This window comes from Victivallis vadensis, from assembly GCF_003096415.1.
GTDB classification, from domain to species: domain Bacteria; phylum Verrucomicrobiota; class Lentisphaeria; order Victivallales; family Victivallaceae; genus Victivallis; species Victivallis vadensis.
Map to the genome: position 1 here is coordinate 29,862 of NZ_QEKH01000008.1, position 14,207 is coordinate 44,068.

Annotated in this window: 7 protein-coding genes; 3 read left to right on the forward strand and 4 right to left on the reverse strand. The window is 62.8% G+C overall.

What is annotated here, in order from left to right:
- Positions 1-84: 84 nt before the first annotated feature.
- From C8D82_RS06155 to C8D82_RS06165, 3 genes are read right to left on the reverse strand one after another with little or no spacing between them, the layout of a single operon-like run.
- Positions 85-2,772, reverse strand: a complete 2,688-nt coding sequence (locus C8D82_RS06155; protein WP_133245086.1) for a hypothetical protein — start codon at positions 2,770-2,772, stop codon at positions 85-87.
- On the reverse strand, positions 2,769-5,741 hold the full coding sequence (locus C8D82_RS06160; RefSeq protein WP_116883404.1) for a hypothetical protein: 2,973 nt from the start codon (positions 5,739-5,741) through the stop codon (positions 2,769-2,771). The genes C8D82_RS06155 and C8D82_RS06160 overlap by 4 nt, the downstream gene beginning before the upstream one ends.
- Complete coding sequence (locus tag C8D82_RS06165) at positions 5,734-6,819, reverse strand: LacI family DNA-binding transcriptional regulator (protein WP_116883405.1); 1,086 nt, start codon at positions 6,817-6,819, stop codon at positions 5,734-5,736. Before C8D82_RS06165 ends, C8D82_RS06160 begins: the two co-directional genes overlap by 8 nt.
- 906 nt (positions 6,820-7,725) lie before the next feature.
- On the opposite strand from C8D82_RS06165, the gene C8D82_RS06170 reads away from it, so the two are divergent.
- Genes C8D82_RS06170 through C8D82_RS06180 form a run of 3 tightly spaced genes read left to right on the forward strand, consistent with a single transcriptional unit; the run spans position 7,726 to position 13,340 of the window.
- Positions 7,726-8,844 carry a substrate-binding domain-containing protein gene (locus C8D82_RS06170; protein WP_116883406.1) on the forward strand — a complete coding sequence of 373 codons (1,119 nt, stop codon included), beginning with the start codon at positions 7,726-7,728 and terminating at the stop codon, positions 8,842-8,844.
- Positions 8,845-8,857: 13 nt separating this feature from the next.
- A complete protein-coding gene (locus tag C8D82_RS21105; protein ID WP_147835381.1) occupies positions 8,858-9,580 on the forward strand; it encodes a prepilin-type N-terminal cleavage/methylation domain-containing protein in 723 nt (240 codons plus the stop codon).
- A 19-nt stretch (positions 9,581-9,599) separates the two neighbouring features.
- Positions 9,600-13,340 carry a hypothetical protein gene (locus tag C8D82_RS06180; protein ID WP_133245087.1) on the forward strand — a complete coding sequence of 1,247 codons (3,741 nt, stop codon included), beginning with the start codon at positions 9,600-9,602 and terminating at the stop codon, positions 13,338-13,340.
- Here C8D82_RS06180 and C8D82_RS06185 read toward each other — a convergent pair.
- Positions 13,337-14,113 (reverse strand): AraC family transcriptional regulator, encoded by a 777-nt coding sequence (locus C8D82_RS06185; protein WP_116883408.1) that lies wholly within the window; start codon positions 14,111-14,113, stop codon positions 13,337-13,339. The two genes, C8D82_RS06180 and C8D82_RS06185, sit on opposite strands and share 4 nt — an antisense overlap.
- Positions 14,114-14,207: the final 94 nt, after the last annotated feature.

The following is a 14,207-nucleotide window of genomic DNA, read 5'->3' on the forward strand; positions in this document are numbered from 1 at the left end:
GCGCGCACTTGGCAGCGGCACCTTGCCGCCGGCATTATACGAAATTGCCGTGCCTGCATTGGCAGATTTCACACTTCAATCAACCTATTTCCGCCCCGCCTGAAACACCAATTCCAGCACGCCGTCAGTGGGAAACGGAATGCGCAGCATCCGTACCGGCGCACCGCCGGTTTTCAGCACTCCGCTCAACTCCGCCTGCAGCGAGGCGGGATACGCCAGCGTCACCGTTCCCGTTCCCCGCCGGTACCGGAAAATTCCGGGGGCGGCGAGCGCCATCTCCGTCTCCCCCTTATGATCGACGAACGGCAGGTTCAGCGCCGGAGCCGTCAGCTTCGACTCCGTCAGCTTCACGGTCAGCGTCAGCTTACCGGCGCTCCACCGGTAGTTCCATGCGATTTTTCCGGCATCGTTCCGCAGCGTGCCGGTGATTTCATACGCCCTGCCCGGCTCGATCTCCCGGACCGCGTTGCGCTCCTTGCCTCCGGCGAAAAACCTCCCGCCGGGCAGCGTGCCGGTCACGGTGCTCCACGTCACGTCATCCGGAGTTTCGACCTTATTTTTCCTGCCGTTGCGCACTCCGGCCAATGCGGTCCCGGCTTCGGGAGTCCAGAGCGCCAGCGGCCCGCCCGAAGTGATCCCCGCCAGTTCCTGCTTCGGATTGGCTCCCTCCACATCGTAGAATACCAGTCCGTAGAGGTTTCCCTCCTTCCATGCGATCTGGCCCGGAAACATCTTGAAAAACTGTTCCCGCAGACAGGGCGGCTGCACCGGTTTCGCCTTGCGCGGCATCCGGTAGGCATTGTAGACATCGCTGATCCAGATGCTGCCGAAGGTGCCGCGATCCTTCCAGTAGTTCCCCTTCGCCGGAACCTCGCGTTCCAGCAGCCGCCGCGCCCACTCGTCGGAGTTGACGATATGGCCGAAAGTGGCAGCCTGCCCCGGACCGCTTTCCGGCATCCTGTTCATCAGGAAGCGGGTATAGCCGAGGTCGAACTCCATGCCGGCGATGTAGTCGCCCGGCCAGCTCGGGCTGGCCAGATTGCCGTCGGTGCGGCAGTTGAGCGCATTCGGCGAACAGATTCCGCCGTCGGGCTGCACCAGCCAGTAGCAGCTTTTGAATTGCAGGTCCTTTTCGATTCCCCGGCGGAGTTTCTCCACCAGAACCGGATCGGCCCCCGGCAAGTTGCGGTATTTGTAGTAGGAGGCGACCACGCAGAAGGAATTGAGCTGGTCGTAGTTGCCGTCCGGCCCGTATTCTTCAAGGAAGTAGCCGGCAGGGTGCTGGCCGTGCTTCGAGGCGGGGCCGAAGGTGTTGTCCAGATAGGCGTTCATCAGCGTCTCGAAGTATCCCCGGAACCGTTCCTCGCCGGTCGCCGCATAGGTGTTCAGATGACCGTACATCATGTGCGCCCACTGATTCGATTCGTAGGCCATGTAGGCGACCAGTTTGTCCCCGGCGGCGGTCAGCGCCTCGCTCCAGATTTCGCGCTGTTCCGGGGTGAGCAGATCGCGCAGGTCGGCCAGCGCCTGCGCCAGCGCCGCATAGGCGAAAAAGGCGTGGGAGACCGGATAGTTGGTGTTGCGGAAATCCCCCTCGCGCAGCAGGTCGTCCCCCTGCATGTGGATGAAGTTGTGGAATGCCGCGATCACGGCACGGTTCACGACGGCCCGGCTGCGGTAGGCGGCGTTCAGTTTCGCCGGAATCGTCGCAAGGCCCGCCAGCGCCGCCGCATCGAAATAGGCCCGCTGGCGGTTGGCGAGGAAATTATTCCGCTCCGACAGTTCTCCGCGTTTTTCGGGAGCGATCAATGCGCCGCACCAGCGGCCGGCCGGATCGGTGATCTGGAGTCTGGAAGCAGGGATCAGCATGCCGCTCGCGCCGTATTTGCCGTACAGCACCGCCTCCAGCTGCGGATTTTTGAGGTCAGCCGGAACTTTGTCAGGGAAGTCGAGATTCAGTTCAAAATCCTCCGGCTTGAATCCGGCGACCAGCCGCCGCGCCCGCGCCTGAAGCGGCCCGGCGACCAGCACGCCGGACTCCTCGACCAGGCCGCCCTTCAGTTTCGCGGCGGCTTCCGGAGTCGGGCAGAGCAGTCCGGGCATGCCGTCGATCGCGAACGCCTTGCCGCTCATCCGGCCGAGTTTCACCCTGACGGTCCCGCCTCTGGGAATATCCGGGACGAGGCGTTTCCAGCTCCGTCCAAGTTTTTTCAGTTCTCCCTCCAGCGGCCTGCCATCAGCCTCGAACTCCGGCGCGGCGTTGCCGAAGCTCTCACAGATCAGCAGCTCCGCACTCTCCGGCACGTACAAATACAACTCCTTCGGGAACTGTTTGCCGACGCCGAGCGCCATTTCACCGCGCACACCCCAGACCGGCGTGTCGGGAAATTCGATCCGGTAACGGTCGTTGGAGCCGTTCGCAACCGAAAAGCGCCACACTCCGGCAGGCCCTGCCGGAAGTTCCACTTCGTAGCTTTTCACCGCTTCGGACTGTTTGCCGAGATCAACGAACTTCACCAGTTTCCCGGCGGGATCGAAAATCCGCAAGGAGCAGAGGTTCGGCCAGCCCCAATAGTAATCCGGTCCGGCCTTGTCGCCGCCGGGACGGGTGGTCCGTACCAGTTTCAGCCGCTTCGGCCCGCCCGCCGGATATTCCGCCAATACGCCGAAGCCCCGCACGTTGCCGCCGAGCGGGTGGATATTCACATCCAGCTCCGCCGCGCCGAGCAGCGCGGCCAGCCCCGCCATCAGAAGTACCCCGAATCGTCTCATTTTCCTTCACTCCTCCATGCCGTTATCGTGTACCCGAATTTCACTTCTTCCCCCTTTTTCAGCTCCGCGGGCAGCTTGCGCATCAGCGCGCCTCCGGCGGGGGCAACCTCCCGGTAGCGGATCGGATTCAGCAGCCGGAATTCGCCGGGAGCATCGAATTTCACTTCAACGCCCTTTTCCCCGTGCCGGTCCAGCAGCCGGATTGCGTCGGCCCTGAATCCCGGAGCCGTGCAGCGCGCCTTTTCCAGCGCCGCGTCAGGGAAGCGGGGGCGCGACGGAGTCACCTGCGGCTCCGGGATTTCCAGCGCCCGGAATTTTCCCCCCTGCCCCGCCAGCACCCGGCGGTTGTCCGCGAAGAACGGCAGCGACCAGTTCAGTTCCGCGCCGGAGAAATCCTCCAGAGCCCGCACGCCCGCCTCCACCCGGACCGTATCGGGCGCAAACGAAATGGTGCGGTTCACCTCCAGCGGCACATACGGAATTTTTTCGGTCAGCCTGTACCGCTTCGCCGCCGCGTCGAACGTGACTTCGGGCTGCGCGTAACAGGCCGCGAAGATGCGCGGGTCGCAATCCTCCCGGCGCCACGCCGCGAACAGCGGCTGCTTCGCGCGCCCCCAGACGGTGTCCGAATCCATCACGGAGTGATTCTGCCCGAAAACCACCGGGCCGACGCCGCGCAGATAGAGCGCCGAAATCCCGCCCGGCTTGTTCGCGGTCCCCCAGCCGCCGTAGCCCATCCCGTTCGGCCCGTCGAAGTTCAGCGAATCGCCGCGCAAGCTCTCCGCACCCCAGTTCGACCAGCGCGGTTCGCGCGGCCCGCCGTACAGGATCGCATAGAAATCCCCCGAGTTCATGAAAAAGAACTTGTCGTCGATCACCCGCACGAACTCCGCCGTTTCGAGGCAGGGCCACGGCTTCGCGCTCTTGCGTCCTTTCTGCGGAAACCAGAGGTCGAGATAGTCCACTTTGCCGATCATCTCCGGCGGCTGGTGGTTCTTGTGGGTCATGTAGCGGGTGCGGAAATTGAGGTCGGTCGGCGAACAGGTCTGGCTGAACGTGACCTGCGGCGCTTCGGCCCCTTTCGGCAGCGTCAGGTGGGTTTTGAGCGTATTGAACGCATTGAACCATTTCACGGTCGAATCGTCCGGGAATTTCCGCCAGATCCAGCCCCAGAGCATCGTCTGCTCGCAGGTGTATTCACCGTCGAAGCCGAGCTGTTCAGGCATGTAGCCGGAGGGGGTCAGCCCGCAGTCCGTATCCAGTTTTCCCCGCTTTTTGTCGAAGGGCGTCGCATCGGGATTCACCCTCCCGTACAATCCGACCGTCGTGACCAGCCGCTGGAAGCGGCGGATTTCGGCGGCGATCGCCGGATCGTCCAGCGCCTCGGCGATCTGCATTAAGATATTGGCGTTGTAGCCCCACTGGTTCGCGACCTCCCCGGCGTGCATATTGAAACGCCCGGAAGCCCACAGCCGGTACGGCGTTTTCCACGCCTCCAGCACTTCGGCGGGCAGCGCGGCGGCGGCATGTTCTTTGGCCGCGAGCAGCGACGACACATGTTCGGCGTCCAGCCCGAGCCCGTACCAGTTGGAACGGCTCCCCGCCGTAAAATAACCGGCCCTCTCCGGCTTGCGGAATCCGAGGTCGCTGCCGTCGAAGCGGTACGCCGCCGACAGCTTCACCAGTTGCGGAATCCGCGCCAGCAGCAGCCGCCGGATCAGCGCCGGGTGGCCGTAATACGGATTCTTCCCCTCCGCCGGTTCGCCCGCCGCGATTTCCAGCAGGTTCACCAGCTTCGGCCCTTTCTTCACCGCCGGGAACGCGCCGTAATCCGGGCCGGACGGATCGAGATTCTGCTTTGCGAGCAGCGCAGCTACTTCGCCGACGGCAATTTTACGGTTCTCCCTGCCTTTCAGCACCAGCTTTCCGATTTCCGGGGGAAACGCGACCTCCGCCGCCAGTTCCTCCGGCTTCACGCCGTCGCGCCACCGGTTCAGCGTCGCGACGTAATCATGGAAACCGTACCGCTTCCGGCTGTCGAATTTCAGCCCGCCCGCCAGCAGCTTCGCGGTTTCGGCGTCGGGGGCGAAAACGAACGGGAAACCGGCTCCGTGCAGGCCCATCCCGGCATTCGCATTGGCGATATCCAGCTGATAGACCCGGCCCTTTTCCAGGTCGTCGAAGAACAGGAAAGTGTAAAAGCCGTCCGCTTCCGCCTCCCGGATCAGCCTGCCCTCTCCGTCGCGCAGCGCCAGTTTCCCGGCATACGGCAGCGTCTCCTCGCTCAGCGCCAGCGCCACATCCCCCGGCGTATCCGGCAGGTAGAAGAAACTCTTTTCCAGATGGTTCCCCGCCAGATTCAAAGGCCCGGTGCCGGGGTGGATGCCGGTCGGAATCGGCCGGTCCGGAGTCATCGAAATGAAGTGATCGTAACGCCCGGTGACCAGCACACGGTAAAGTCCGGGGCCATCCGCCGGAACCTCCAGCTCGACGACCCGGAACGGCAGTTTTTCCGGGTGTTCGAGATAGGGCGAACGCTCCTTTTCCGGCGGAACTCCGCCCGGAGAGTTGGCGCGGTGAAACTGCCGGTAGCGAAAGTCCGCGTAGGGATCGTAGTGGCCGTCCTGCCGCGCGAAATCGCCGCCGGTCACGCCGTCATCCTCCAGAAAAGCGCGGGCCAGAATCCGGTCGTCCGGCCCGACGACCTGAAAGAACACCGGGGCGGGCGCGTGAACGTAGGTATTCAGGTCGCGGACCGTGAAGCGCAGTTTAAACCCGCTCCCCTGCTGATCCATCATGTGAAAGATCAGGTTTTCACGGGGACGCCACAGCACGTCATCCCCCAGATATGCGGTTCCCGGCGCTTTTCCCCGCCATTCGGGGACCTCCGCCCGCTCTCCGGTGCGACAGCCGCAGAACAGCGCGGCGGCGGCCAGCATCGCCATCCCCGCAATCAGATACTTACGCATTCCATTCTCCCTGTTTTTCCGGTGCATTGATCCGTCCCCTCAAGATGCGCCGCCCGTACTCTTCGGGCGGCACCAGCCGCGGCGCGAACTTGCGCACCACCCGCGGCGCTTCCAGCCCGTTGATCCGGTCGAGCAGCAATACCGCGGCCTGCCGGCCGATTTCGGCGCTGCACAGCTCGATCGAAGCCGGCAACGCCTGCGGCATCATCATCGAACCGAAAATATCGTTGTTACAGCCGATGATATCCAAGTCCCGCTGCGGCTTCAAACCGTGTTCGTACAGGAAGTTGCAGCAGAAACCCGCCTCGTAGTCGGTCGAACAGAATACGCCGGTCGGGCGCTCCTTTTCGGCCAGCCACGCTTCCAGCTGCTTCGTCAGCAACTCATTGCTGAACCGCGGGGCCGGGGGCGGCTCCCACAGCACGATATCCCGCTCCCGCAACGCCTGCCGGAAGCTCTCGAAGCGTTCCCGGAACAGATCGGAGTGGGCATATCCCAGAAAACCGATCCGCCGGTGGCCGCGTCCGGCCAAATACTCCGCCGCGATCCGCCCCACTTTCGCCGAATCGTAGGAGATATGGTCAAACCGGCACCCCGGATCGGTCACGCCCATCACCCGGATACAGGGTTTCCCTTCCATAGCCTCCAGAAACGGAGTGCCGACCCCGGAAGTCAGGATCATCCCGTCCACCCGCTGCGCCAGCGAAGTCATGCTCCGGCTGGAGCGCCCGTAAAGATTTTCAAAGATCATAAAGCAGTTGCAGCGGTTCAAACTGCTCTGCACCGCCGAAACCAGCGGACCGTAAAACGATGCCTCCAGCAGATGCGGATTCGGGTCGCAGAACGCCAGCACCACATTCCGCTGTTTCCTCACATAAGTACCCTTGCGCGAAATCCGGTAGACCAGATTCTCCGCTTCAAGCTGATTGATCGCCTTGTTCACGGTCATGAAATTGACATCGTAATCCAGCGCCAGCTGTTTCACGCCCGGCAGCGTGCCGGAAAGTTCCCCCGATTCGATCCGCTTCCTCAACTGCTCCGCGATCCGGTTATATTTATTGGGCAGATTGGCGCTCACCTCATCCTCCTGTCGCTTATAGCTGTCTTACGCTTATAGCTATATTATGACAAAGTCCTCCTGATTTGTCAAGAGGCTTCCGGGAAAAAAAGGAAAAATTCCGGCCGCCCCCCAAAAAAGCCGGGCAGCAGCCTTGGAGTGCGGAGATTCATCTTCGCTTTCCAGTCGTGCGTCAGTTTTATGGTTGGCTCGTCATTGCCGCAAGAACAGACATGGCGCCCGGAGGGTAACAACTTTGAAGCGCAAGAACAGGCATGGTGCCCGGAGGGTAGTAAGCACAGGATTGGCGGCCTGCGGATGGCTCCGGGGGACGTCGCGCACGTCCCCCGGACCCCCTCGCCGGTGGCGGAGGCCGGTCCGGTTGCAAGGCACTTCCGCTCGCGGGCGCGGCTTCGCCGCTTACTTGCCGGGCTGCGCCCGTCAACTCTTCATCGTTCGCTGCGCTCACTACGCCAGAGGGGCTTCGCTCACTGCGTTCGGCTTCGTTACTACCGTTCCTCGTTACTTGCCAAGGGCAAGTAATTCCCTCACATTCGTTCGCGGCGTTGACCGCGCTTGTTGTGCGCCGCGTAAGTGATATGCAGACCGACTGATGCTTTGCCTGTACTGGCTGCCCGCACGCCCCCCGCAGGGGCATTGGCGTGCGCACCCGGCAGCGGCACCTTGCCGCCCGCGCGACCCCGAAGGGCGTAGAGCGCGCACCCGGCAGCGGCACCTTGCCGCCGTTCGCGGCGCTGACCGCGCTTGTTGTGCGCCGTGAACAAATGTGAGAGAGCCTGCCTGTGGGAAAACCGGAAATTTTTCACGTTTTCTTTGAAAACAGCTTGACTTTTCCGGTCAAATGTATCATAATATAATTGTATCGCAACACTGGTTCACTTTTTTTTCTTGTCGGAGATTGTTTTTATGGCGCAGCTGAAATACGAGCAGATCAGAAGTTACCTTGAGGCGGAGGCGGTCAAGCCGGAATCGGCGACGCGCATGCCGACGGTGCGCGAACTGATGCGCCGGTTCAATGTTTCGCTCGTGACGGTGAACCGGGCGCTTTCGGAGCTGGAGCACGCCAAGGTGATCGTGCGCCGCCAGGGGGCCGGGATCGTCGCCGCCCGGTCCAGCCGCGAAGTCGCGCGGCTCGAAGCGGAGCCGGAATCCGGCCGGAAGTGCCTTGCCTTCGCCTATAACGACTATCCGGATGAAAATATCTGGAACACCATTCACATGATCGCGCAGTACACCCGCCAGCACGGCTGCAACCTGCTCGACTGCAAGATTTATCCGGATACCCCCACCGAAACGATCCTGAACCTCGTTCAGTCCCGGACGGATTGCGCCGGGCTGGTTCTGCTGTTCGGCTCCGACCGGATGGACCGCGAACAGCTTGAGGCGCTCGGCAGGCTGCCGATGCGGGTGGTGGCGGTCGACAGCATGTTCTTCTACTCCGATTTCCTGCCGGATAACGTCTATGTGCTCTCGCCGGACGGGGCGGACTGCGCCGAAAAAATGGCCGAAGTTCTGGTGCGGCGCGGCCACCGCCGAATCGGGTACATCCGCAACGAACCGCGCAGCGAATACACCGACCTGCATCTGAAAGCATTCGGAGCGGCGCTGAAACGCGCCGGAGTTGAATTCGGCCCGGAGCAAATCTTCAGCGCGACGATCCGGTCGTGGGAAAATGCGCTGGATGCGGCAATCGCCCAGACCCGCAGCAGCATCGACGCGATCCGGCGGCTCGGACTGACGGCGCTGGCCTACAAGTCGAGCGGCGGAGCGCTGGTCGCGATCAGGGCGCTGCGCGAACTGGGCCTGAAAGTGCCGGAGGATATCAGCGTGATCGGCGAAGGGGAACGCTCGTTGTACCGTTACCTCGATCCCGGCCTGACGGTGGTCACGCCGGATTATCAGGCGATGAGCTGCGCGGCGGTCGAAATCGCGTTGGGCTGCCGGACTCCGACAAAACATAATATCTTTTTCCCGCATCGGCTGATTGAACGTGAGAGCATCAAGGATTTAAACCGGATCAAATAGGAGGTTGGTCACAATGAAACGGATTTTTACTTTAATCGAACTGCTCGTAGTAATAGCCATCATCGCGATTCTGGCGGCGATGCTGCTGCCTGCGTTGAACAAGGCGCGTTCAATGGGATATGCCGCCTCCTGCCGCGGCAACCTGAAACAGATCGCTTCGGCGATCAGCTTCTACACGAACGACTTCGGAGTACTGCCGCTGGCGGTGCCGCCGTGGTCGTGGGCCGGTAAGGAACAGTGGCACGGCAAGCTCGACAGCCTCTATCTGGGCGGTAAACACACGTTGTTCTCCTCCATGACCGAACGGACCAGAAGCAAACTGTGGGATTGCCCCGGACGGCGCATGAAAATGACCGGCGGCAAGGAGATCGACGGAACCGGCGGCTACGGCGCCAACACCGGCATCATCCGCCACCATCAGGACGGGCCGGCTGAATTTCATGTGGTGGTGCGGCCGGGGAAAATCAAGTATCCCACCCTCTGCCCGACCGTGCTGGAAACCAACACCTATCTCGGCCAGTGGGAGTGGTTCCGCATCCAGAACGTCTACACCAAGCAACTGCGTTTCGAGCACGGCAACAGTATGAACATGGCTTTCCTCGACGGCCACGTGGCCGCGGTGCAGCAGCGGCCCGGCATGTGGAACAACAAATGGCTCGGCGACCAGTTTCCCAGCACCGGTTACGTCTGGTGGGGAACGAATCTGTGGGACAAGAAAAATGCGACGAAATTTTAAGACCGGGGAGTGCCGATCCATGACAGACAGAATATTTTTCGCCCTTTGCATGCTGACCGCCGGCTGTACCCTTGCCGCCGCGCCGGAGCTGGTCACGATCGGCGACGCCGGCAATCCCGGCAAAAAGGTCTTTTTCCATGAAGTGCCGAACCCGTATCCGCGCGGCGGCGTCGGTTATCCGTACCGGATCGGGAAAAACGAGGTCTCCAACGCCGAATACGCCGGATTCCTGAACGCCTGCGCCGCCAAAGGCGATCCGCACCGTCTCTTCGATGAACGCATGAAGATCGCTCGCTCCGGCAAAGAAGGCGCGTGGAGCTATGCGCCGCAGCCCGGCAGCGAAAACTCCGGCGTAAACTTCGTAAGCCGGGTCAACGCCGCACGCTACTGCAACTACCTGACCACCGGTGATCCGGCGAAGGGCGCCTATGTGATTGCGAAGCGTCCCCGCGAAAACGGCAAAGTCCATGAAGCGATCGTCGGCTACCGCGACCTGACCTTCCCCGACGCGGCGCGGGTCTGGTATCTGCCCGACATGCACGAGTTTTTCAAGGCGGGCTGGTACGACGGCAACGGGAACTACCGCGAGCTGACGCCGGAAACGCGCGACGAAACGTCGCACTACGGGATTTCCGGCCACGCTTCCGGGCTGCGCGAGCACATGGAAAACAAGTTCTACGCGGGCGCTCCTTTCGTGCTCGGGGCGGACGACAAAAGTTCCGACGCCGCTTCGCTGAACACGGCGCGCCTCTGGCAGCAGCCGGAGTACGAGGGGCGTGCCGAAAGCGGCTTCCGGGTCGCGGCGACCGCGCCGCTGCAGTTCGGCGACCGGCTGAACCGGCGCAACAACTTCTTTTTCGACCGCTCCGAACCGGCGAAGCTGCGCATCCGCAACGACGGGCCGATGCGCAACGCGGCGTTCCGGCTGGAGCTGCGCGACTTCGCAAACCGCCCGGTCCGGTCGGAGCGGCTGAATCCCGAGCTGAAAACCGGCGTGACCGAGCTTACGGTGAAACTGCCGGAAAAGGACGGCTATTACGAACTGCTGATCACCCCGGAAGACCCGCTTTTCAACCGGCAATCCCAGCGGCTTCCGCTGGCGGTAATGTACGACCCCGCCGACAACGGCGCGGAGGGAAACTTCGGCTTCACCTGCCATGTCACGCGGCGGGAACGGCGGTTCAGTTTCGAGGAGTTCGACTTCGACCTGCTGCGCCGCCTCGGTGTCAGCAACGTGCGCGTGGACGTCTCCTACAATGACATCGGCGGTTCGCAGAGCGTGCTGCGCCGCATCCGCGAAGCGGGGCTGAATCCGCTCGCGATCATCACCTCCTCCGGCATCAACAGCTATGACAAAATCGCGGCGAACCGCGCCGAATTTCCCGAACTGGCGGCCAAATGGGAGAAACACGGGATTCCGGCGGACTACGCCTGGTACGCCGAACAGGTCTACAATCTGGTCAGCGCCCACCGCGGCATCGTGCGCGACTGGGAGTTCGGCAACGAGCCGACCTACTGGAACTGCCTGCCGGAGGATTACGCGCAGGCGCTGAAGGCCGGGTACAAGGCGGCCAAGCTCGCCGATCCGGAGTGCAACGTGATGGCGGGCGACCTCAACGCGATCCACGGTCCGGTGCTCCGGGTGAAAGGCGGAGAGTTCTGCGACTCGATCGCGAGCCATATCTACGGCTTTTACGTGCCGATGTTCTGGGGCATTTCCGGCAAGATGCGCGAGCTGAACGGCTGGAAGCAGGCCGCCGGGATTCCGGCGAAACCGGTCTGGCTGACCGAAATCGGCGGCTGCACCTACAACTCCATGCACCTGATTCCGGTGCGCACCCTCGACGAAGTGCGCCGCTATCAGGCGGTCCACCAGCCGAAGGTGATGGCTGGCGGCATGGCGTTCGGCGCGAGCAAGGTGCTGCCCTACAACTTCCGCGACGTCCCGGTCGATTCGCTTGAGGAGGAGTTCGGCATGCTCGACCGCTTCGGGCGGCCCAAACCGGCCATCGCCGGCTTCCGCGCCGCCGCGAAGCTGCTGGGACGCGCCCGGTTCTCCGGTTTCGTGAAGGGACATTCGATGAAAGTCGGTGAAATCGCCGGACTGGCGTTCAAAGACGCCGACGGGCGCGACGTGCTGACCTTCTGGCGCAACGATCCCTACGGCTACGGCCGGTATGAAACGCCGTTCCTCGACCTGATCAAACCGGCGCAGCCGGTCAGGGTGGCCGCTTCCGGCGACAGCGTCGAAGTGTTCGACCTCTCCGGCGGCGCGTCGAAGCTGCCGGTGAAGAATGGGGCGGTCGAAATTCCGGTCGATGAATACCCGGTCTTCGTGCGCGGCGCGCTCACCCCGGAGCTTGAAACGGTCGCGACCGCCCATGCGGTTCCGGCGCGGCCGCTTCCGGCGGCGAAGGTGCGGATTCTGCCGAACCGCAAATCGCGCTCCTGCGACCTGATGTCCGGCGTGACGCTCGACCTGACCGCGGGAATGCCGGAAACGGTCCGGGTACACGTCTACAACCTCAAATCCGAGCCGCTCAAAGGCACCCTGCGGCTGATCCCGAAAAGCAATTGGCGCGAATGGCCGTGGGCGGTCCGCCCGGCGGCGGTTCCGCTCGAAATTCCGGCTGACGGCATGGGAGAAGGCAGTTTCACCGTGCCGGTGCCGCGCAGCGCGAAACCGGGGCAGCTCTTCTATATCGACGCGGTGTTCGAGAGCGCTGGAGGCATGGAGTTCTCCGACACGGCGGGATTCCGCGCGGTGGAAAAAACGCTTTCGCTCCGTGACTGGATCACCTATGCCAAAGGGTTCAAACTGGCCGCCGCCGACGGCGGCAGGCAGCTCCGCATCGGCTGGGACAAGGAACACGCGAACGTGGTCACATTCTACTTGCGTACGCCGAAGCAGTTCGCCGCCGATGCGGCGGAACTGGAACGGGACGTGGCGATTCCGGTGCGGGTTTCGGGCGCGGAGGTGTTCGCGGTCAATCTGCTGTTCCTCGACCGGAACGGCGAGACCTTCCAGCTCAAGCAGAATCTGAAGCTGCCGGAAAACGAGTGGAAAACCCTGCGCTTTAATGCGGCGGGAGTGCTGCAAAAGGGTGTGATCGTCCACCGCGGCGGCAACGGCAAGGTGGATTTCCCGGTGCGGCTGCTCGGCTTCAACTTCGAGCTGCGAAATGCGAAACCGGACGGTTCAATCCTGCTCAAGCCGTATGAGATCACCGCCCCCGCGCCGCGCTGGGAGCCGGGCGCGTGGACGGTTTACGGCAGCGGATATGAACTGCTGCGCGGCACCGGCGACACCGAAGCGGTGATCCGGCACACGCCGGAAGGACGCGGCTACGCTTCGCTCTTCTCGACCCGGCATCCGGTGCTGGCGAAGGATGAGAAGAGCTGGCCGGAGACGGTCGCCGTAACTTTCCGCCCCGAGGGCAGCGGCATCCGTGCGGTGAGCTTCCTGGTGCAGGATGCGAAGGGCGAAACTTTCCAGCTCAAGCGGCAACTGAAGGTGCGGCCCGGAGCCGGGGCGACGGCGCACTTCGACCTCTCCTGCTTCCCTGCCGGGAAAGGGCTGGTCATCTACGGCGGCAATCAGGACCGCAGACTCGATTACCCGGTAAAGCTGCTCGGCTTCAACTTCGACTTTGAAAAGGGCGGCGCGGCCGGCACGCTGACCGTGAATCCGCCGGAGTTCGGCCGGGGCGGCGACGCCGGGGAGCTTTCAGGCGGCGGCGGAGCCGTCGCGATGGATTAACGCGGGCGATAACCCCGGCGGTAGGCCGCCGGGGAAAGTCCGTGCAGCCGCTTGAACATCCGTGAAAAGTGAAAGCGGTCCTTCACGCCGACCGCTTCGCAGATATCGTCGATCGACAGCTCGCCTTCCTCCAGCAGCCGCGCCGCGCGGGTATAGCGCAGATTGGTCAGGTACTGGTAGGGCGTGCTGCCGGTTCCGGCCTGAAAACGGCGGATGAACGCATTGACCGGCATTCCGAGCCGCCGGGCGAGATCAGTGACGGTCAGCTCCTGCGCCAGCGTGTGGCGCAGCGATTCGCACAGCTCCTCAATCTCCCGGTCCGGGCCGAGTTCATCCCAGGCGTCGCCGGGCAGCCGGGCCAGGGCCGCCGCCGCCAGCGCCGTCGCGGTCAGGATCAGGGCCGGAGCCTGTGAATCCAGCTGTTCCTTCAGCTCCCGCGCCAGCACTGTCAGCACCGGGTCCAGCGGAACCGCGCTGGCCGGAGTCCGGCGGCTGCCGGTGAGCCGGGCGACTTCGAAGTGCAAATAGAGCTGGTTCAGCACCGGATTTTCACACCACGCCGGCAGGTCGCCGTGCGGCGGCAGCAGCCAGGCGAATCCCGGCGACAATTCCAGCTTTTCCCCGTTCACCACAACTCCGGCTCCGGGAGCGTCATGCACATAGAGCCGCCAGTGGTGTCCGGTCAGGCGCATCCCGTTCCACAGCGGCTGCAGGCGGACCAGATGGATCGTCTCCATCCGGATTCCATACCGGCCATCGATGATTTTATTCATAAAAAATCAACTTTTATTCATAGAGTTCCAATTGAAAATCTTCATATCGCTCCTTATGTTTAATATAGCCCGAAAATCCTGAAATCAACACCAC

Bases quoted from the DNA above. Each gene is read 5' to 3' on its own strand.
- C8D82_RS06180 (WP_133245087.1), top strand. From the start codon at position 9,600: ATGACAGACAGAATATTTTTCGCCCTTTGCATGCTGACCGCCGGCTGT.
- C8D82_RS06160 (WP_116883404.1), bottom strand. From the start codon at position 5,741: ATGCGTAAGTATCTGATTGCGGGGATGGCGATGCTGGCCGCCGCCGCG.
- C8D82_RS21105 (WP_147835381.1), top strand. From the start codon at position 8,858: ATGAAACGGATTTTTACTTTAATCGAACTGCTCGTAGTAATAGCCATC.
- C8D82_RS06185 (WP_116883408.1), bottom strand. From the start codon at position 14,113: ATGAATAAAATCATCGATGGCCGGTATGGAATCCGGATGGAGACGATC.
- C8D82_RS06155 (WP_133245086.1), bottom strand. From the start codon at position 2,772: ATGAGACGATTCGGGGTACTTCTGATGGCGGGGCTGGCCGCGCTGCTC.
- C8D82_RS06170 (WP_116883406.1), top strand. From the start codon at position 7,726: ATGGCGCAGCTGAAATACGAGCAGATCAGAAGTTACCTTGAGGCGGAG.